Genomic DNA, 20,959 nt, shown 5'->3' with positions numbered 1-20,959 from the left:
AGAAGTAATGATGAAAAAATATAAATTAATATCTGCAGTGTTGGCGTTAGGTCTGTGTATGCCTTTTGGACTTTTGACAACTTCTTGTGAAGACATGCTGGAAGAGAAACCTTATGACTTTATCTCTCCGGGAGAGATTGAAAATTCTGACGGGGGAGCAGATATGTGGGTGATAGGGGTTTATAATGTATTGCATACTGGAATGTTTATATATGGTTCTTTTCCACGTCCGCTGGATTACGATTGTGACTATATATCTGGAGCAGTCTGGCAGTTCTCCGAGTTTGGTAGTGGTAATTTTCAGGGCGGTAGTGCGCAATGCAATGCATTGTGGACAGGAATGTATTCTTTGATAAACAAAGCTAATCAGGCAATTGCACAAATAGAGGGCATGAGCGGTCCGACAGAAGCTCATAAAAAGAATTGCTTGGGTGAGTGCTATTTCTTGAAAGCGTGGGCCTATTTCTATTTGGCCCGTGCCTATGGCGATATTCCGGTATATTCCGTAAGTGTAAATGAATCTGGTTCATATACGGACAATCCGAGAATTCCGGTTCAACAGGTTTATGAAGAACAAATCATTCCATTGCTTGACAAAGCGAAAGATATGATTTATAAAAATACGGATGGAGCTTATGTACCCGGTCGAGTAAGTGCCGCTTCAGCTGCCGGACTTTTGGCTAAAGTATATGCTACGATGGGGGCTGCTTCTACTCCAGCCAGTGAGCAAGTCATAGTAAAGACAGGAGTCCCCTATGTGATTCAGAATATTAACGGCGTGGACACTAAGATTTATACAGACCCCGTTGCAACCACTTTCTCAAAGAATGTAGTAGCAGGTTATGAAAGCTTTGATCCTAGGGCATGTTATGAAAATGCCTATCAATTGGCATCCGATGTAATAGAGGGTGTATACGGAAATCATGAACTGGTGGCTTATGATAATTTATGGACGGCTACCGGAAAAACAAGCAGTGAGTTCTTGTTTAGTCTGCAGTCTTTGTCGGGTGACTCCTCATTTGGTACTTTGTTTGGTTTGCATTACTGCGGCAGACTGAATAATAAAGGTCATGTTGATAATAGTTTGACGGTGGGTATGCGTAAACATTGGTATTTGTTGTTTGAGGAGAAAGATTATCGTGTAGACAAAGGTGTTTTACATTGTTGGATACGCGAAGGTTCCGATTCCAGTTGGGGTGGTGGTTCTTATTATCCAAACTTTGGGAAATGGAAAAGCATGGTCGATGCTAAAGAACCGCCATTTGATAATCCGGAAGTGACTGCAGGATGGCGTTCTGACGAAGGTGGCTCTGAACAGTTTTTTGCTTATACTACCAAATATTCTCAACAGATATCTGACCAGACTTTGGAACGTATGGATGCTAACTATCCGTTTTTGCGTTATGCGGATGTAGTGCTTATTAAAGCCGAAGCTGCAAATGAACTGAACGGACCGACACAAGAAGCTGTGGATGCTTTGAATGATGTGCGCAGTCGTAGTAATGCCACATTGAAAGAGTTGGACGCATTTGCCAATAAAGCATCTTTGCGTTCGGCTATTCTGGAAGAACGGGCGATGGAGTTCGCACTCGAAGGTGACCGTCGTTGGGATTTGATTCGTTGGGGTATTTATCTGCAAGCCATGAATGCATTGGGCGGGATGGATGAAGCAAATAACGTAAAAGCCCGTCAGGAGAAACATTTGCTTTTCCCGATTCCGACTATGGAGATGCTGACGAATCAGGCGATAACATCCAACAACCCGGGTTGGAATTAATATAGATAATCAATTAAACAAGTGAAAATAAGATGAAAACATTTGGATATATTTATGCATCTATTGCTACTGTCTTACTATTGGTATCGTCGTGTACGGATATAGTGGAGGTGGATAAAGTGTTGGCTAAAGAAAATATACCTTCTACTGGTGCGCCGGTTGTCGAACGTATCGTTTTAGCTACAGAGGGTGAGATGCCTATTACAACGGCGGCATTTGAACAAGTAGTACGTATCGAGGGTTCTAATCTGGGTGATTTGAAATCGTTGAAATTCAATGATATAGAGGTTGATCCGAAAGAAACTTATTCCTCATATGAAGCTATTCTTGCACCTATCCCTCGTAAATTACCTTCCGAAGTGACAAATATGGTATATATAACAACTGCAAATGGTTCGACGAGTACTTCTTTGACTGTTACTGTTCCTGAACTAACAATTGGAGGTTTGTATAATGAGTTTGCGCAACCGGGTGATACAACGATTATTTCAGGTGATAACTTCGATCTTTACGGAATCACTGCGGAAGCAGCCAATATTCGTTTGGGTGATACTCCGATAAATATTCTAGCGGCCTCCCGTACGGATATTACATTACAGATTCCTGCAAATGCCCGTCCGGGTACCCGTTTGTCTATTCAGGGTAGTGAAATGAAGGAACCGGTTTATCTGACTTATGCAGATGAAGGTGCTTCCCAATTATTTGATTTTAATAATTGGCCGGGTCCCGATGCATATACACATTCGAACAAATATCCGGATTCTCCTAAAGACTTTTTGTACACTGCTTCAAATATTGTAGAGGGAGAGGACCCGGCACCACTTGCGGAGGGTATGAACTATGTTCGTTTTGAAGGAACTGTTGGAGCGTGGGGTTGGATGGTGTTACGGGACGGTCGCATTAGTGTTCCTCAAGAAGTAGTTTCTGATTTGACCTCGTATGATCTTAGATTTGAAATGAATACATCATCTGCTTATCCGATCTCCTCTGCTGCCCGTTTCGTATTGGGTGATTATGTTTGGGAACCAGCTGCTAACGGCGTGCCTATTAATACGTATGGTAAATGGATGACCGCACGTATTCCGGTTACCTCCACTGATGGTGACGGACATCAGCTGATCCCTGATGGAACTAGTTCGGAAAGCCAATTGCCTTTTAAAATTATATTCTCTCCTTCATCTGAACAAGTGTTTGATGTAAGTTTCTGTAATTTCAGATTTGTGAAACGTTAAAAATAGAATTATTATGATACGATTGAAAATTATATTGGGGGCCATTGTCATGTTCTTGTCACTAAATTCCTGTTCTTCGGATGACGAAAGAGATGAGGACAATCAGTTACGGTCTGATTTATATTTTGGTGTTAATATGTCAGGAGTTGAGTTTGCGGCAGTTTATCCGGGGATTGACGGTACTCATTATGGATATCCATCGCGTGATGATTTGGCATATGTAAAAAAGAAAGGATTCGGATTGATTCGGTTTCCATTCCGTTGGGAACGTATTCAACCGGAACTGGGAAAAGAACTGAATTCGGTAGAATTGGACAAGATGAAGAGTTTCGTGGGTCTTGCAGAAAGTATGGGTATACAGGTTTTGTTGGATATGCACAATTTTGGTCGCTATTGTATTTATTCAAACGGTCAAAACTCAAATGACAATCAATATGCCATTATTGGTTCGGTGAATTGTACGGTCAATCATTTTTGTGATGTGTGGAAGAGACTGGCAGTAGAATTTAAGGGCTATACAAATATTTGGGGATATGATATCATGAATGAACCCTATAGTATGTTGTCTACTACTCCTTGGTTTAATATAGCACAGGCTTGCATAACGGCTATACGTGAGATTGATACGCAAACACCGATTGTTGTTTGTGGGGATGAGTATGCTTCCGCAAGCAGATGGGTGAGATATAGTGATAATTTGAAGAATCTGGTTGACCCATATAATAATCTGATATATCAGGCCCATACTTATTTTGATGCTGATGCTTCAGGTAATTACAACTTGAGTTATGCAGAAGACGGTGCGACTCTGGATATTGGCATTACCCGTTTGACTCCTTTTGTAGACTGGATAAAACAAAATGGGAAAAGAGGTTTTGTCGGAGAATACGGGGTGCCTGATAATGACGGTCGTTGGCTTGATGTACTTGACAGGGCCTTGAAGTTCTTATCGGATAATGGTATTAATGGTACGTATTGGTCGGCAGGTCCCCGTTGGGGCGATTATCCATTGTCTGTGCAGCCAACCAATAATTATACTGTTGACAGACCTCAAATGAAAATTCTGGAGAAATATTTGAAGACCAGTAATTAAATTTTTATCAATAAAAGCTGTTTCAGGAGAATCAGTTGGAACAGCTTTTATTTTAAACTTTCAAATCAATCAAAAATATGAAGTATCTGACATTTGTAATTGTTGCTTTGTTTTTCTTTTGTTCAGTACATGGAAGTGCCAGAAATAATAATTGGGAACCGGTAAAGATACATGGACAACTTCAAGTAAAAGGGCGCTTTTTATGTAATGGGCAAGGAGACACAATCTCTCTGCGTGGGGTAAGCTTGGGCTGGCATAATTTGTGGCCCCGTTTTTATAATAAGAAGGCTGTAAAATGGCTTAAAGACGATTGGAAATGTTCTGTAATTCGTGCTGCTATGGGTGCTTATGAGGGAGTGGAAGACGGATATTTGGTGAACCCGGAGTTTGCATTGAACTGTGTGGAGACTGTTGTCAGAGCTTCTATAAAAGAAAATGTTTATGTTATCATTGATTGGCATGCGCATGATTTTTATCCGGAACTGGCCAAACAATTTTTTGCATCTATGGCTCGTAAGTACGGGAAGAATCCACATATAATATATGAAATATTTAATGAACCGACTCACGAACATTCATGGGAGCGAATTAAAAAATATGCGGAAGAGGTTATTGCCGAAATCCGGAAATATGATCCGGATAACTTGATTATTGTGGGTACTCCTTCTTGGGACCAGCATGTGGATATAGTGGCCAATAATCCGATTGTAGGGTATGAGAATATTATGTATTCCCTGCATTTTTATGCGGCCAGCCATAAAGAGGAGCTTCGGAATCGTGTTGCCAAGGCTCTAGAAAAGGATCTTCCTCTTTTCGTTACTGAATGTGCGGGAATGGAACATACGGGAGATGGTTTTCTGGATATTCCGGAATGGGAAAAATGGACAGATTTCTTAGAAAAGAACCGGATAAGCTGGGTCAACTGGTCTATTTCTAATAAAAATGAAACTTGTTCCATGATACTTCCCCGCGGAAGCTATGAAGGTGGATGGGATACTGAAGTAATAAAGCCGGCGGGACAAAAGTCGCGTGAATTGATAAGATTTTATAATACGGTGGATAAAGTGTATGAGAATTTGAGATAGAAATCAATAAATAGGGTATTAGACAAATGATATACTGTCGGGATTGCCGGCTGATAAATAAATGGTTATGAAAATTCTTATATTTTTAGCAAGTCTGTTATTGGGTTCGTTGTGCCAGATATATGGTCAGCAAATGATTTATGTGTCTCCAACGGGAAATGATAACAATGATGGTTCAAAAGAGAGGCCACTCTTTTCATTAAACTGTGCATTGGAAAAAGGATGTGCGGATATGAGTCGTACGGATACATTATCTATTCTCATACAAAGTGGTGATTATTATCTGGACCGTCCGGTTCAGATTAAAACAAGTTTAAAAAGACCTGTCGTTTTTCGTGGAATTGGAGAACAGAAATCTTGTTTGTTGGGAGGTATATGCATCAATGGTTGGGAGCCGTTTGGAGACAAGCTTTATCGTGCTTACGTACCAGAAGTTGTAAGATATGGATTTACTTTTGAACAGCTCTATATAAACGGTCGGCGGGCTACTCTTGCGCGTACGCCGAATGAAGACTGGTATACGGTAAAAGATGCTTCCGAAACTTCGTTTGTGAATGGAGTTCGTGCAGCGGACTATGCAGTTCAGCGCGTGGTATTAAATACACAAGATATTTCTTCATTGAAGGGATTGACTGCAGATGAGGCTTCAAGAGTGAAGTTTCGTTTTTATCATAAATGGGATATTACACAGAAACATATTGAATATGCAGATGCTGATTCCGGATTTGTTTATTTGGCTGGGAAAGGAATGCAGGATTGGAATCCCATTACTGCAGGTTCCCGATATGTTATGTTTAATTACATGAAGGCTCTGGATGAACCGGGAGAGTGGTATCTGGACCATCAGACAGGTTATATTTATTATATGCCGTTGGCAAATGAAGATATGGCTACGGTTTTTTGTGTGGCACCGGCTTTGCAGCATCTGTTGGTTGTGGAAGGGACTGAAGATGCGCCTGTCCGTGATTTGCATTTTGAGAATATTTCATTTCAGTATTCATCTTATTTATTACCGGATAATGGAGAGGATGCAGTTCAGGCTGCCGCTTTTACTGATGCGGCTTTATTATTAAATTATGCAGAGGGAATCTCTTTTGTGAATTGTGAATTGATGCATCTGGGGAGTTATGGGATATGGTTGAAGCGTGGATGTCATCGGAATAAAATTGAGCATTGTTATTTAGCAGATTTTGGTGCAGGAGGAATAAAAATCGGGGAACCATTTTTCCGACCAGACGGGCAATCGGTAACTAGTGGAAATATCGTCGATAATTGTATTTTGCAACATATGGGGAGTGAACTTCCTTGCGGGGTAGGAATTGCTCTTTTCCATGCTAGCGACAATCGGATAACACACAATGATATTGCCGATCTGCGTTATTCGGGAATATCTTCAGGCTGGTTCTGGGGATATAATCAAACTTCCGATTCATGGACCTCTGTTCTAAATAAACGGGGTGAAGGACAATATTATCAGGCTCCGCTAACAAGCCCTTCCGTTCGTAATATCATAGAATATAATCATGTACATCATATAGGCTGGGGTGAATTATCGGATATGGGGGCCATTTATACGTTGGGAGAGTCACCGGGTACTAGTGTTTCCAATAATGTGATCCATGATATCCTTTCTTATGACTATGGTGGCTGGGGATTGTATACGGATGAGGGATCAAGAGGAATCACCATGCGTAATAATCTGGTTTATCGTTGTAAAAGCGGCGGATTCCATCAACATTATGGGCGGGATAATAAAATTGAAAACAATATTTTTGCTTTTGGTTTTTATTATCAGGCACAATTTACCCGTGTGGAAAAGCATTTATCTTTTTCGTTCCGGCATAATATTATATTGCAAAAGCAAGGAGAAACATTGTCAGGTCCTTGGAAAGAAGGAAATATTGATATGGGTTCCAACTTATACTGGAGCGTGGATGGAACACTTAGTTTTGACGGACTTCCATGGGAACAATGGAAAAAAGAAAAAGAGAATGATTCGATGGTAGCTTCTCCTTTATTTATAGATGCAGAGAATGATGATTTTAGATTTAAAACATTAAAGAATGTCAGGAAAATAGGTTTTATACCATTTGATTATTCACAGGCAGGCGTTTATGGTTCTAAAGAATGGAAAGAAAAGGCACAATTGTCTTCTGACATCTTGCGTGAGTTTAAATATAAGGCTTCGATTCGATTAAACAAATAAAATAATCAGTGAAAATGAGAATGTTAAATAGGATATATTGTTGTGTAGGATTTGCATTTCTGATAGTATTATCTGCTATCGCAAAAGAAAAAAGTTATGTTGATTATGTAGATCCTTTTATTGGTACTGGCGGTCACGGACATACATTTCCGGGAGCGGTAGTTCCTTTCGGAATGATCCAGCCCAGTCCGGATACGCGTATAGATGGTTGGGATGCTTGTTCCGGATATTACTATGAAGATTCTATCATTAATGGTTTTTCCCATACCCATTTGAGCGGAACAGGCTGTGCGGACTATGGGGATATTTTATTGATGCCGACTGTGGGTAGACAAGAATATAATCCACAGGATAATAAGAGTCAGACACTTCCTTATGCCTCGGGGTTCTCGCATGATAATGAGATAGCCAGACCGGGATATTATTCTGTATTTCTGGATCGTTATAACGTGAGAACAGAACTTACCGCAACGAAACGTGCAGCATTGCATCGTTATACTTTCCCTAAGAGTGATGAAGCCGGTTTTATTCTGGATTTGGATTATTCCATTCAATATCAGACTAACTCGGATATGCAGATAGAAGTAGTCAGTGCAACGGAAATCAGGGGACATAAATTGACCTCATATTGGGCGGCAGAGCAATCTATTAATTTCTATATGAAATTCTCGAAGCCATTTGAATATAGTATAATAGAAGATACCATTATTGATCATGACGGGAGACGACAACCACGTTGTAAGGCATTGCTGAAGTTCAAAACTCAACTGGATGAGCAAGTGATGGTGAAAATTGGTATTTCGGCTGTAGATATGAATGGCGCCCGTCAGAATCTGGAAAAAGAAATTCCAGAATGGGATTTTGAGGGTGTCCGTCAGGAAGCATCTCAGGAGTGGGATAAATATTTGTCTAAAATAGATATAGCCACAAAGGATGATACTCACCGAAGAATCTTCTACACAGCTATGTATCATACAGCGATATGCCCGAATCTATTTACGGATGTGGATGGACGTTATCGGGGAATGGATCTGGAAATCCATCAAGGGGATGTACAGAAACCTATTTACACCATTTTCTCTTTGTGGGATACGTTTCGCGCTCTTCATCCCCTTTTCTCTATTATTGATCCGCAATTGAATAATGATTTTATATACTCGTTGCTTCAAAAGCATAAAGAAGGGGGAATATTTCCGATGTGGGATTTGGCTTCAAACTATACGGGGATAATGATCGGATATCATGCAGCTTCGTTAATAGCTGACGCTTATACGAAGGGATATTCGGATTTTGACTTACATGAGGCATATAGTGCATGTCTACGGGCGGCGGAGTTCGATATGTCAGGAATTAAATGTCCTCCGTTGATTATGCACCATTTGATGCCGATGGCCAAATATTATAAGAATACCGTAGGCTATATACCTTGTGATCTTGAGAATGAATCGGTTGCAAAAGCGTTGGAATATGCTTATGATGATTATTGCATTTCTATTCTGGCGGAGGCGGTCAATGACGGGAAGAACCATGAGAAATACAGTCGTATGTCAAAAGCCTATAAATTGTATTTTGATCCTTCAGTCCGGTTTATGAGGGGAGTGGATTCTAAGGGGAAATGGGATGTCCCTTTTAATCCGAAAGCTTCCTCACACCGCAGTGATAATTACTGTGAGGGTAATGCATGGCAATGGACATGGTTCGTCCCCCACGATATTAATGGCTTGGCGCAGTTAATGGGAGGAAAAGAAGCATTTATTGAGAAACTGGATTCTTTATTTACGATTGATTTCAGACTGGAAGGTAGTAGTGCTTCTGCTGATATAAGTGGCTTTATAGGACAATATGCACATGGAAACGAACCGAGTCATCATATTATCCATATGTATAATTATGTGAATAGACCATGGAGGACTCAGGAATTGGTGGATCAGGTTTTTAAAGAATTATATCAAGATGCACCGGATGGATTGTCCGGTAATGAAGATTGTGGACAGATGTCGGCATGGTATATATTAAATGCAATGGGATTTTATCAAGTTTGTCCGGGTAAGCCTGTGTATTCCATAGGAAGGCCGTTATTTGACCGTGTAGTGATTAATCTGGCGGATAATAAATCGTTCACTATAATTTCTAAGAATAATTCAGCGGATAATAAATATATCCAGTCGGTTACATTAAACGGGAAATTATTGGACAGACCTTTTTTCAGTCATCAGGATATTGTATCTGGAGGCCGGCTTGAGATAGTAATGACTGACAAACCGGCAAAATGGGGGATGAGATAAATGTATTTTATAATAATAAAATGATTAAATATGAAGGCTAAAATTATATTGATTGGTTTAGGTTTGTTGGGACTGGTATCTTGTGGGGTTAAGACTCCTTCGGAGCAGAAAGGTGAACCTTTCGGAATCAATATTGCTTGTGCGGAGTTTGGTAATAATTTTCCCGGTGAGTGTGGTAAGGATTATGGTTATCCTACTATGGAGGATTTGAAATATTGGCAGGAAAAAGGATTGAATCTGATCCGAATGCCTTTTAAATGGGAGCGTTTGCAGCATGAACCGGGAGGTGAACTCCACTCACCGGATCTACAGGCTGTCAAGGACTTTGTTACGGCTGCTGAACAATTGGATATGAAGGTCATATTGGATATGCATAATTATTGCCGCAGATATCATAATGGTAAAGTACAGATAATAGGGCAAGATGATATTACTAATGAACATTATGCTGAATTTTGGAAAAAAATGGCAGATGAGTTTAAAAACTATACGAATATTTATGGTTATGGGTTAATGAACGAACCTTATGATTTGGGTGAAGATATTTTTTGGATCAGTATGGCGCAGTCAGCCATTGATTCTATCCGTGTGTCAGATCCCAATACAACCATAATAGTTGGTGGTAATCATTGGAGTTCTGCTTCTAAATGGAAGCATGTAAGTGATACACTCAAGTATTTGAAAGATCCATCAGATAAATTGCTGTATGAGGCTCATTGCTATTTTGATAAAGATAATTCGGGGACATATAAGTATAGTTACGAAGAAGAAGAGGGTACCCCTGATAAAGGGGTGGAATTAGTCACTCCTTTTGTCGAGTGGTTAAAGGAGAATGGTTTGAAAGGATTTATAGGTGAATATGGTATTCCGGTGAATGATCCGGATTGGGAAATTACTTTGGATAATTTTCTGTCCTATTTGTCTACAAACGGTATCAATGGGACATACTGGGCTTCCGGCTCTTGGTGGCCGGATGATGCAGTTATGGTGATCCCAACCTATAAAGGAGGGGCAGAGCGTTCTCAAGTAAAGATTCTGGAAAAGTATAAAGAAGCGAATATTATAAGATGAAGCGGTTACTTCTGACATATTTATTGCTGACTTCATTTACAATTATGACATTTCCTGCTGTGTCTGACTGGGTAAATATGATTCCGTTTAGTCATGGAGACCTTGAGGTGGATTGTAGTAAACGGTATTTGCAACATGAAGATGGGACTCCGTTCTTATATTTAGGAGACACGGCATGGGAGATGTTTGCCCGTTTGAGTAGAGAGGAAGCAGAACGTTATCTGGAAAATCGCCGGTTAAAAGGTTTCACTGTAATCCAATCTGTTATTCTGACGGAGCTGGATGATTTCTCAACCATATCGGGAACACCCCAATTGACGGATGAGACTGACATTACATTGAGTGCTGATTATTTGAATCATGTTGATCATATTCTCCAAATGGCGGCATCAAAAGGATTGTATGTGGCTTTGTTACCAACATGGGGAGATAAAGTCGACAAACAGTGGGGAAGAGGTCCGGAACTGTTTAATGTAAAAAACGCCCGTGAATACGGTCGCTTTCTAGGAGCTCGTTATGTTTCTTATCCGAATATAATTTGGGTAATAGGAGGTGATAGAAGCGGTGGCGAGAAGAATAGAGATATTTGGAAAGCAATGGCTGAAGGTATCAGGGAAAAGGACTCCCGGCATTTAATGACTTATCATCCGCATGGAGAACATTCTTCATCCATATGGTTTCATGATGAAACATGGTTGGATTTTAATATGTTTCAAAGCGGGCATTGCCAGGAGTCTTATGAAATTTATCGCCGGTTACTATTTCCGGATCTGTCCCGGGAGCCGAGGAAACCTGTGATGGATGGTGAACCCCGTTATGAAGACATACCCCGTAATTTCAGACTGGAGGACGGACGTTTTACGGCATATGATGTCCGGAAGTCTTTGTATCAGAGTATGTTGTCTGGAGCATGTGGTTATACTTATGGTTGTAATAATGTTTGGCAAATGTATACTGCTAAGCATATTCCGATGTGCGAAGCACGTATTCCTTGGTATGATTCTCTTGATTTGGAAGGTGCAGGACAATTGATTTACTTTCGTCGTTTGTGGAATATGTTTTCTTTTAAGAATGGGAAAACATTCTTCGGGATGATAAGTACTGTAAAAGATGGAGCTGATGAGGCTGTGGCTTTTGGTGGAAATGACTATTTAGTGTGTTATTTTCCGGAAAACGGGCGATGGAAACTGAACTTGAAGGATTGGGGAGCAGATTGCTATTCTTTACGGTGGATGAACCCGCGTAACGGCTTAATGTTTGAGGGAGGAATTGATTCAAGAGTAAATCTGGAAATCAATACGCCGGATAATGGTGAAAAAGAAGATTGGGTATTAATATTAGAAAAATGATAAGGATAGTATTATGAGAAATTGTGTATTAGATGACTTGAAAGTTAAGCATGAAGCATTGCTTACTCGTAAGAATATACAGATGGAGACGACAAACGGTATTTATTGTCGTTATAAATATCCTGTATTGACAGCTGACCATGCGCCATTGATCTGGCGTTATGATTTTAATCCGGTAACTAATCGCTTTATGGAGGAACGTATCGGAGTTAATGCAGTGATGAATTCTGGCGCCATTAAGCTGGATGGGAAATATTATTTAATGGTTCGTGTGGAAGGCATGGATCGTAAGTCCTTTTTTGCTATAGCTGAAAGTGATAGTCCGGTAGACCGTTTCAGGTTTTGGGAGCTTCCAGTACTGATGCCGGAAACGGAGGTTCCTGATACAAATATGTATGATGCCCGGCTCACTGCTCATGAAGACGGCTGGATTTATGCAATTTTCTGTGCGGAACGCAAGGATCCGGCTGCCCGTCCGGGAGATTTGTCTTCGGCGGTGGCATTTGCTGCAATTGCCCGGACAAAAGATCTGAAGAACTGGGAACGTTTACCGGACTTGGTGACGAAGAGCCAACAACGTAACGTAGTGCTGCATCCGGAGTTTGTGGATGGTAAATATGCGTTGTATACCCGTCCGCAGGATGGATTTATTGATGCGGGAAATGGCGGTGGTATAGGATGGGCGCTCGTTGATGATATTACCCATGCCGAAGTCAAAGAGGAAAAGATTATTAATTCCCGCTTTTATCATACTATCAAGGAACAGAAAAATGGAGAAGGTCCGCATCCTATCAAAACCTCGAAAGGTTGGCTGCATCTGGCTCATGGTGTGCGTGGATGTGCTGCAGGTTTGAGATATGTTTTATATTTGTATGTTACTTCGTTGGAAGATCCGACGGAGGTAATAGCCGAACCAGCCGGTTATTTTATGGCTCCGGTCGGCGAAGAAAGAGTAGGAGATGTTTCTAATGTGTTGTTTGCGAATGGCTGGATAAGAGACGAGGATAAGGTGTATATTTATTATGCTTCATGTGATACCCGTATGCATGTGGCGGAAACTGATATTGAGCATTTGTTGGATTATTGTTTCAACACACCGGCAGATGATTTCCGTTCAATAAAATCAGTCCAGAATATATATAAGTTAGTGAATAAGAATAAGGCATATTTAGCTTCTTTAAAGTAGGTTGTTATGGAAAATGAACATATTAAACTGAAGGAGAAAATTGGATATGGATTAGGAGACGCGGCTTCTTCTATGTTTTGGAAGTTGTTTACCATGTATCTGTTGTTCTTTTATACGGATGTGATAGGACTTTCGGCTGCAGTGGTGGGTACTATGTTTTTGGTTACTCGTATTTGGGATACATTTTTGGATCCTTTTATAGGTATTTTGGGAGATCGTACAGAAAGCCGTTGGGGAAAATTCCGACCTTATCTGTTGTGGGTGGCTGTTCCGTTTGGAATTTGTGGAATCCTAACTTTCTCTTCATGGGGGGAGAGTGAAACTGCCAAGATTGTTTATGCTTATGTTACCTATACGTTGATGATGATGATTTATTCCTTGATTAACGTACCATATGCATCCTTATTGGGAGTTATGTCAGTCAATCCGCAGACCCGTACGGAGTTTTCTTCTTATCGTATGACTTTTGCTTTTGGGGGCAGTATACTTGTTCTGGCATTAGTTGAGCCATTGACTGATTTCTTTAGTAGGATGAAGTTGGTTGATGGTTTACCTTCAATGGCTTTTGGTTGGCAGATGGCTGCCGTTGTTTTTGCTGTTATGGCCACTTGTATGTTCTTGTTGACTTTCCTGTGGACAAAGGAGCGGATTCGTCCGATTCTTGAGAAGAAAAGTTCTCTGAAAAATGATTTGAAGGATTTGGGAGTGAATAAACCTTGGTGGATTCTTTTGGGAGCCAGTGTGATGGTGCTTGTATTCAACTCTTTGCGTGATGGTGCAGCTGTGTTTTATTTCAAATATTATGTGACAGGGTCAGATTTATGGTCGTTTTCCATCATGGATGCGCCATTGACTTTGATTACTATTTATTTGGTGTTGGGGCAGGCTTTTAATATTGTCGGCATTCTATGTGTACCGGCTCTGACGCGTGCGATAGGTAAAAAACTAACATTTCTTTCTGCTATGGCGGTTGCAACGGTATTGAGTATTATTTTTTATTTCTTACCCAAAGATATGGTTGTTGCTATCCTGTCGATGCAGATTCTGATTAGTTTCTGTGCAGGTATCGTTTCGCCGCTGATGTGGTCCATGTATGCAGATATAGCCGATTATTCGGAATGGAAAACGGGACGTCGGGCGACGGGGTTAATCTTTTCATCTTCATCTATGTCTCAAAAGCTTGGTTGGACAATAGGAGGCTCTTTGAGTGGCTGGCTATTATTCTATTTCGGTTTTGAGGCAAATGTGGTTCAGACGGAAACAGCATTGACTGGTATTTGCTTGATGATGAGTGTTCTGCCTGCCTGCGCTACATTAATATCCGTTTTATTCATTTCGAGATATCCGTTAAGTGAAAAGAAAATATCGGAGATTACGAAAGAGTTGGAAGCTCGCAGAAAAGAAGTTTGAGAGAAGATATAAAAGGTACTATATGTTGTACGACTGGTGACTTTGTGGCGTATAGAAACCGGAAAGGTGGAAGTGATCGGTGCGTGAAGATTGTCAAATGAGTTGGAAAGGATAAAGTTATGTTATTGAGAATATATTTATCATATTTGTGTTTCTTTTTAGTAATGTATTCACCTGCTCTGCAGGCACAGCCGTCCAGACAAATGGTGGAAGTAGAGGTTTCACCTCAACAGAAGAAATTTGATTATTCTCTGGGTGAACAAGTTGATTTTAATGTTACCGTCAAGGTGTCGGGTATTCCGGTTAGGAGCGTGGTCACTTATTCGATAGAAGAGGATATGATGGAGCCTTTGAAACAAGATTCGTTGATGTTGCCGGACGGAACCGGACGTATTAAGGGCGGGACGATGAAAAAAAGTGGATTTTTGCGTTGTAAGGTTGGGGCTGTTTATGACCATTGCCGTTATGAAGGCCTGTGTACGGTAGGTTTTGAGCCGGAAAAGTTGGTGCCGACAGTTATAATGCCGACAGATTTTAATGCTTTTTGGGATAGGCAGTTGGCAGAGACAGCTTGTGTACCTATGAATGTCCGGTTACAATTAATTCCGGCTTCTTGTACGGAGAACGTCAATGTCTACCATCTTGGTTTGGGGGCATTTGCCTCGAATACCAGAGTATATGGCATCCTTTGTGTACCGAAGAAAGAGGGGAAGTACCCGGCTATTTTGAAAGTACCCGGGGCGGGTGTACGTTCATATACAGGTGATGTGGCTACGGCTGAAAATGGTTTTATAACTTTGGAACTAGGTATTCATGGTATTCCGGTGAACTTGCCGCAAACTGTGTATGATGCCTTAGCCAATGGTGCACTAAATGGTTATCCTACGATGAATATGGATTCTCGTTCTGATTTTTATTATCGGCGGGTTTATTTGAGTTGTGTGAGGGCAGTTGATTATTTAGCTACGTTACCACAGTATGACGGTACCAATCTGTTTGTGGCTGGAGGAAGTCAAGGAGGGGCACTGTCTATTGTAACGGCGGCGTTGAATCCGAAAGTAAAGGCAATTATGACTTTTTATCCTGCACTTTGTGACCTGACTGGTTATCTTTGTGGCCGTGCAGGCGGGTGGCCGCATTATTTCCGTAATTGTGAGGAAAATCCGGCATTGAAACCCAAAGTGGCAACTGCTGCTTATTATGATGTTGCCAATTTTGCAAGGAGACTTGATGTGCCTTGTTATATGTCGTTTGGGTATAACGATATGGTTTGTCCGCCTACAACAACCTATAGTACCTATAATATGATTCAGTCAGAGAAGAAACTATTTGTGATAGAGGAGACAGGACATTATAATTATCCGGAACAATGGAATAAAGGTTGGGATTGGATGATGAAGTTCAAAAAATAAAAATAGTTTGAAATGAAAAAAATAAGTACTTTACTTTTGTTGCTTGTGCTCGTTTGTTTTTATGGAAATGCACAGAATGAAGATCGATATACGATATTATTGTCGGGGGCATCCTTTGCCGAACCCAATAATAAATGGTTTGAGATGGGATGCCGGGCACTGGAAGCTGTACCTGTTAACCGTGCAGTATCCAGCGAGTCGATTGCAAATACGGCTAACCGAATGGTTGAAGGAACACTCTATTCTTCTGAAGAATTGGATGAGATTGATGTGTTTGTCATCATGCAGGTACATGATAAAGATGTATTCCATTCAGATCATCTGAAAGAAAATTATAAAGATTATGCCCTTCCTTTTGATGCTTCCGATTATGCTGCGTGTTATGATTATGTTATTAAGCGGTATATATCCGAATGTTACAATCTGAAGTTTAATCCGATGTCAAAGTACTATAACTCACCATATGGAAAACCGGCGTCGATTGTATTGTGTACTCATTGGAACGATAGTCGTCCGATGTTCAACAGTACTATACGCATGCTTGCGGAGAAATGGGGGCTTCCAGTTGTTGAGTTTGACAAATACATTGGTTTTTCGAAGAGGCAGAAACATCCTGTGACAGGTGAACAGTTTAGCCGTATTTTTACAAGCGGTGATACGCAGGTTGCTTATGGTGAAGTTTATGGGTGGCATCCGTTACATGGCGAGAAATCTTATATACAGCAACGTATGGCTGCTATCTTTGCGGATACGATGCGTCGGATTTTATTGCCAAAGGAGTTTATCAGTGAATGAAATTTTGTGAGATGGCTGTGGCAAAAATTGTATTATAGTTTCAGTTGTGTAAATATACTAGTGGCTGTTAAAGTGATTTTTTAACATTAGGCATATTCACTTTGGGGAGATTGCATGTACCTCATCCGTCTAAACCGATGAAGGCAATGTGCTTGGCTTTGTTTTTTCCTTTGGCATTACATGATTTGTTTTTTGATTTTCTTATTTGGTAGTTGATTTTCTGGATAAAAAGGATATGCTATTAATATATGTAAGGAAAATGTCATGAGGTGCTTGTTCGTAATTTTGACTGTATAGTGCCACTTCTTATTTAGATTATGAATAAGCCTGTTATTTTATAGAGATAATATATTTACAGTTCTATAATAAATCAGAGTATCGTTTTTAATAAATAGTTGAAGAGTTTATTAAGAACGGTATTCGAGTTTATTAGAAACTATTTTTGATGAATATCAGAAATAGTTGTGAATTATATAAACAGAATGGGAGAAAATCAGTGCTGATCTTCTCCCATTCCTATTCTTGTATATATGGAAATATATGCTTGATAATATGTTGCTATGTCTTGATATTTGTATATTTCATCTTGCTTTTCTTCTTTTTGTTTTCTCAAAGATACGAAATAAAACAGGGAAAGTCAAGAGTTTGGCTGCTATTAAACGAGATTCTCTCCTTTACTTGTTTCATCCACGAAACAAAAAAGAGATATTTATTGATTTTCTTACTTATAAGAGATAAAACAAGGAGCTGTGTTACGTAAAGAAGAACTGATACGATAGGTGTCGCTGGGTGCATCTGCTTTTCGGAGAAACGATTCGATAGTTGCGCTGAACAGTAACCAGTTGCTGTCTAAAGGCATCCATAATGCATCGTATCCTCTTAAAAAACTCTCTGCGATATACGCTACATCAACTAAAGTCTGTCCCGTTGTGCAAATGGGAATACTACTTGGTGGACATCTGCCGATGGAAAATATGGTGTAAATATACTGACGACTGTCGAGGTGAAATAAATATCAGAGTTTAATTGGCTAGTGGGAATAAAAGGCTTCCGGTGTTTCTGCCGGGAGCCTTTTATTATTTTCAGGTATTATAAATCAATACCACCGTATATGCCACATAACAAAGTATCATAATTCCTCCTTCAATTCTTGTAATGGTCCTTTTTGCAAAGAACAGCCCGAATAACCAAAGCAGAATACCGGAACCTACTAACGTAAACAGGTCGAAATTGGTGATTCCGCTAAGACGGAGAGGCGTGATGCTCGCGCTACACCCTAGTACAAAGAAAATATTGAAGAGGTTACTACCGATCACATTTCCGATGGCAATCTCCGGATTTTTCTTTAATGCGGCAACGATAGACGTAGCCAGTTCCGGAAGAGAAGTACCTCCCGCCACCAAAGTCAGTCCGATAATCGATTCGCTGACACCCAGGTTGCGGGCGATGCCCGTGGCACCGTCGACAAACAACTGACCTCCAAAAATAAGTGCAGCCAGACCTCCGATGATATAAAGAATGGATTTCCACCAAGGGAGTGATTTGATTTCTGTCTCCTCTTCTATGGCCGGATGTCCGGCATCTCCCGTTGTGGCAGGCTTGGAAGCGATGGCAAAGGTGTAGCCCATGAAAATGATAAAGAAGCAAAGCAACAGCAAACCGTCTACCCTGTTCAGGATATTTTCTGAGGCTTTATCCAGAAAGACGTCATTGGCACAGATCAGCAGGACAATAGAAGAAAGTACGCAGAGTGGTATCTCTTTTCTAAGTGTATTGCGGGTGATGACAATCGGGGCAAATAATGCCGTGCAGCCCACAATCATCAATGTATTGAAAATGTTGCTTCCCACTACGTTGCCTATGGCAATATCCGCACTGCCTTTGAGAGCAGAAGATACACTGACCGTCAGTTCAGGGGCGGAAGTGCCGAATGCGACAATGGTAAGACCGATCACGATGGGAGGAATGCGGAAACGTTTGGCTACCGAGGCGGCACCGTCTGTTAATCCGTTAGCTCCTAGAAGAATGAGGATTAATCCCCCGATGAGTAGCAATATATTCATGGTTTTTCTCTTTTAGTGGCAAAGATAATCAATTTGGAAATGGTAATGTCAAAAACAATCCGTATGTTTGCTCTGTTTTTAATGAAAAGTTTGATTAACCTTAATTATAATCAAGGAATATAAGGTATGGAAAAAAATAAAATAAAGCGGTCGTTACTGGTGTTGTTCCTTTCTTTCCTGGCAATCGGGGCGCAAGCACAGCTGGAACAGGCTGTCAAGAAGATATTTGCCGGAGATACAATAACGAACGGACATGTTCCTTTGAGACGGGATTCGGATTCTATCCATCTGGCGAATATGCGGAAATCATTGGAAGAAGCCCGGCTCAACGAGGCGAATATGCGGATGGAAATGGAACAGATGAAGCTACAGATGGCTTCCGCCGACTCCGTAAAATATGCCCAGCAGAGACAGCGTATCGACTCTTTACGCCAGTTCACTAAAGGAGTGCCGGTAGTGGCGGACGGCGATACCTTATTTTACCTTTTTACCAAACGTGGAGGATATACTCCCCAACAACGTGCTCAAATGACCGGTGCGGCGATTGAAGAAATAGGAAGACGCTTTAATCTACGCCCCGATTCTGTTTCTATCGATCATTCGGACATTGTTTCCGATTTGATGTACGGCAGCAAAGTGCTGCTTTCTCTTACCGATCAGGATGCTTTGTGGGAAGGCATCTCACGTGATTCGCTGGCTAAAGAAAGACAGCAGAATGTCATTACCAAACTGCATGAGATGAAAGCGGAGCACGGACTTTGGCGAATGGCAAAGCGTGTGCTCTATTTTGTGTTGGTGATTGTGGGACAGTATTTCCTGTTCCGCCTGACCAACTGGTTATTCCGTAAACTGAAAGCGCGTATCCTACGTCTGAAAGATACGAAGATAAAACCGGTATCTATTCAGGGATATGAATTGCTGGATGCGCAGAAACAGGCGAATCTGTTAGTATTCCTGTCCAGTATCGGGCGGTATATACTGATGGGATTGCAGCTACTGTTTAGCGTACCGTTAATTTTCATCATCTTCCCGCAGACAGAAGGACTGGCATATCAACTGTTAGGGTATATATGGAATCCGATTCGCGGTATTTTTGTGGGGATTATCGACTATGTTCCCAAGTTGTTCACCATTATCGTTATCTGGTATGCCGTGAAGTATCTGGTGCGTCTCGTTCTGTATCTGGCGCGTGAAGTGGAAGCAGGACGGCTCAAAATCAACGGATTCTACCCGGACTGGGCGATGCCGACTTTCCATATCGCCCGTTTCCTGCTCTATGCATTTATGATTGCGATGATTTATCCTTATCTGCCGGGCTCCGATTCCGGTGTGTTCCAAGGCATTTCGGTATTCGTCGGATTGATCGTTTCATTGGGATCAAGTACGGTGATCGGTAATATTATAGCCGGACTGGTGATTACTTATATGCGTCCGTTCAAGATGGGCGACCGGATCAAGTTGAATGATACCACGGGAGATATTATCGAAAAGACTCCTCTTGTTACCCGTATCCGGACACCCAAGAATGAGGTGGTGACCGTACCTAACTCATTTATCATGTCGTCTCATACGGTAAATTATAGTACTTCGGCACGTGAATATGGACTGATTATTCACTCGGAAGTATCTATCGGTTATGATATTCCTTGGCGACAGGTTAATCAGATTCTGATTGATGCTGCATTGAACACTCCCGGAGTGGTAGATGATCCGCGTCCGTTTGTGTTGGAAACCTCTTTAAGCGACTGGTATCCGGTCTATCAGATCAATGCATATATCAGGGAGGCAGATAAAATGGCACAGATTTATTCGGATTTGCATCAGAATATTCAGGATAAATTTAATGAAGCCGGCATTGAAATTATGTCGCCGCACTATATGGCTGTACGGGATGGAAATGAAACAACCACTCCCAAAGAGTATCAGAAAAGTAACAATCCTTCCAATAAAGCGGGGGAAGAAAATAAACCTGAATAGTTATTACTGTCGCCGCCG

At 41.0% G+C, this 20,959-nt stretch carries 14 protein-coding genes; 13 read left to right on the top strand and 1 reads right to left on the bottom strand.

Translation table 11 applies throughout. From position 1 onward, the window contains the following. Nucleotides 1-7: 7 nt before the first annotated feature. From AB3G73_RS15635 to AB3G73_RS15580, 12 genes are all read left to right on the top strand, one after another. Nucleotides 8-1,777, top strand: coding sequence for a RagB/SusD family nutrient uptake outer membrane protein (locus AB3G73_RS15635; protein WP_254883712.1), 1,770 nt, complete (start codon nt 8-10; stop codon nt 1,775-1,777). 32 nt (nt 1,778-1,809) lie between these two features. Continuing rightward, on the top strand, nt 1,810-3,009 hold the full coding sequence (locus tag AB3G73_RS15630) for a glycan-binding surface protein (protein WP_320978218.1): 1,200 nt from the start codon (nt 1,810-1,812) through the stop codon (nt 3,007-3,009). A gap of 13 nt (nt 3,010-3,022) precedes the next feature. Further along, nucleotides 3,023-4,102: a glycoside hydrolase family 5 protein gene (locus AB3G73_RS15625; protein WP_217720877.1), complete on the top strand. Its 1,080-nt coding sequence runs from the start codon at nt 3,023-3,025 to the stop codon at nt 4,100-4,102. A gap of 77 nt (nt 4,103-4,179) precedes the next feature. After that, a complete protein-coding gene (locus AB3G73_RS15620; RefSeq protein WP_320978221.1) occupies nt 4,180-5,187 on the top strand; it encodes a glycoside hydrolase family 5 protein in 1,008 nt (335 codons plus the stop codon). Between the two features lie 67 nt (nt 5,188-5,254). Beyond that, nucleotides 5,255-7,393, top strand: a complete 2,139-nt coding sequence (locus AB3G73_RS15615) for a right-handed parallel beta-helix repeat-containing protein (RefSeq protein ID WP_217720879.1) — start codon at nt 5,255-5,257, stop codon at nt 7,391-7,393. Nucleotides 7,394-7,407: 14 nt separating this feature from the next. Next, nucleotides 7,408-9,678, top strand: coding sequence for a GH92 family glycosyl hydrolase (locus tag AB3G73_RS15610; protein WP_367745207.1), 2,271 nt, complete (start codon nt 7,408-7,410; stop codon nt 9,676-9,678). A 30-nt stretch (nt 9,679-9,708) separates the two neighbouring features. Further along, complete coding sequence (locus AB3G73_RS15605; RefSeq protein ID WP_217720881.1) at nt 9,709-10,749, top strand: glycoside hydrolase family 5 protein; 1,041 nt, start codon at nt 9,709-9,711, stop codon at nt 10,747-10,749. After that, complete coding sequence (locus AB3G73_RS15600) at nt 10,746-12,098, top strand: DUF4038 domain-containing protein (RefSeq protein ID WP_320978226.1); 1,353 nt, start codon at nt 10,746-10,748, stop codon at nt 12,096-12,098. Before AB3G73_RS15605 ends, AB3G73_RS15600 begins: the two co-directional genes overlap by 4 nt. Nucleotides 12,099-12,111: 13 nt before the next feature. After that, nucleotides 12,112-13,284 (top strand): glycosidase, encoded by a 1,173-nt coding sequence (locus AB3G73_RS15595; protein ID WP_217720883.1) that lies wholly within the window; start codon nt 12,112-12,114, stop codon nt 13,282-13,284. A gap of 6 nt (nt 13,285-13,290) precedes the next feature. Beyond that, nucleotides 13,291-14,694 carry an MFS transporter gene (locus tag AB3G73_RS15590; RefSeq protein WP_367745206.1) on the top strand — a complete coding sequence of 468 codons (1,404 nt, stop codon included), beginning with the start codon at nt 13,291-13,293 and terminating at the stop codon, nt 14,692-14,694. A gap of 119 nt (nt 14,695-14,813) precedes the next feature. After that, nucleotides 14,814-16,106, top strand: a complete 1,293-nt coding sequence (locus AB3G73_RS15585; protein ID WP_217720885.1) for an acetylxylan esterase — start codon at nt 14,814-14,816, stop codon at nt 16,104-16,106. 12 nt (nt 16,107-16,118) lie between these two features. Then, nucleotides 16,119-16,901, top strand: coding sequence for a DUF5040 domain-containing protein (locus AB3G73_RS15580; protein ID WP_217720886.1), 783 nt, complete (start codon nt 16,119-16,121; stop codon nt 16,899-16,901). Between the two features lie 1,082 nt (nt 16,902-17,983). Here AB3G73_RS15580 and AB3G73_RS15575 read toward each other — a convergent pair. Continuing rightward, nucleotides 17,984-18,964 carry a calcium/sodium antiporter gene (locus AB3G73_RS15575; protein ID WP_195648803.1) on the bottom strand — a complete coding sequence of 327 codons (981 nt, stop codon included), beginning with the start codon at nt 18,962-18,964 and terminating at the stop codon, nt 17,984-17,986. A gap of 126 nt (nt 18,965-19,090) precedes the next feature. Here AB3G73_RS15575 and AB3G73_RS15570 point away from each other — a divergent pair, with 126 nt between their 5' ends. Further along, nucleotides 19,091-20,941: a mechanosensitive ion channel family protein gene (locus AB3G73_RS15570; protein WP_195648804.1), complete on the top strand. Its 1,851-nt coding sequence runs from the start codon at nt 19,091-19,093 to the stop codon at nt 20,939-20,941. The last annotated feature ends 18 nt before the right edge of the window (nt 20,942-20,959 follow it).

Source organism: Bacteroides sp. L008 (assembly GCF_040812255.1).
Classification (GTDB): domain Bacteria; phylum Bacteroidota; class Bacteroidia; order Bacteroidales; family Bacteroidaceae; genus Bacteroides; species Bacteroides vicugnae.
This window is presented reverse-complemented; position numbering and strand designations above follow the sequence as displayed.

Coding starts and splice junctions, on each gene's coding strand:
- AB3G73_RS15635 (WP_254883712.1), top strand. CDS start 8: ATGATGAAAAAATATAAATTAATATCTGCAGTGTTGGCGTTAGGTCTG.
- AB3G73_RS15630 (WP_320978218.1), top strand. CDS start 1,810: ATGAAAACATTTGGATATATTTATGCATCTATTGCTACTGTCTTACTA.
- AB3G73_RS15625 (WP_217720877.1), top strand. CDS start 3,023: ATGATACGATTGAAAATTATATTGGGGGCCATTGTCATGTTCTTGTCA.
- AB3G73_RS15620 (WP_320978221.1), top strand. CDS start 4,180: ATGAAGTATCTGACATTTGTAATTGTTGCTTTGTTTTTCTTTTGTTCA.
- AB3G73_RS15615 (WP_217720879.1), top strand. CDS start 5,255: ATGAAAATTCTTATATTTTTAGCAAGTCTGTTATTGGGTTCGTTGTGC.
- AB3G73_RS15610 (WP_367745207.1), top strand. CDS start 7,408: ATGAGAATGTTAAATAGGATATATTGTTGTGTAGGATTTGCATTTCTG.
- AB3G73_RS15605 (WP_217720881.1), top strand. CDS start 9,709: ATGAAGGCTAAAATTATATTGATTGGTTTAGGTTTGTTGGGACTGGTA.
- AB3G73_RS15600 (WP_320978226.1), top strand. CDS start 10,746: ATGAAGCGGTTACTTCTGACATATTTATTGCTGACTTCATTTACAATT.
- AB3G73_RS15595 (WP_217720883.1), top strand. CDS start 12,112: ATGAGAAATTGTGTATTAGATGACTTGAAAGTTAAGCATGAAGCATTG.
- AB3G73_RS15590 (WP_367745206.1), top strand. CDS start 13,291: ATGGAAAATGAACATATTAAACTGAAGGAGAAAATTGGATATGGATTA.
- AB3G73_RS15585 (WP_217720885.1), top strand. CDS start 14,814: ATGTTATTGAGAATATATTTATCATATTTGTGTTTCTTTTTAGTAATG.
- AB3G73_RS15580 (WP_217720886.1), top strand. CDS start 16,119: ATGAAAAAAATAAGTACTTTACTTTTGTTGCTTGTGCTCGTTTGTTTT.
- AB3G73_RS15575 (WP_195648803.1), bottom strand. CDS start 18,964: ATGAATATATTGCTACTCATCGGGGGATTAATCCTCATTCTTCTAGGA.
- AB3G73_RS15570 (WP_195648804.1), top strand. CDS start 19,091: ATGGAAAAAAATAAAATAAAGCGGTCGTTACTGGTGTTGTTCCTTTCT.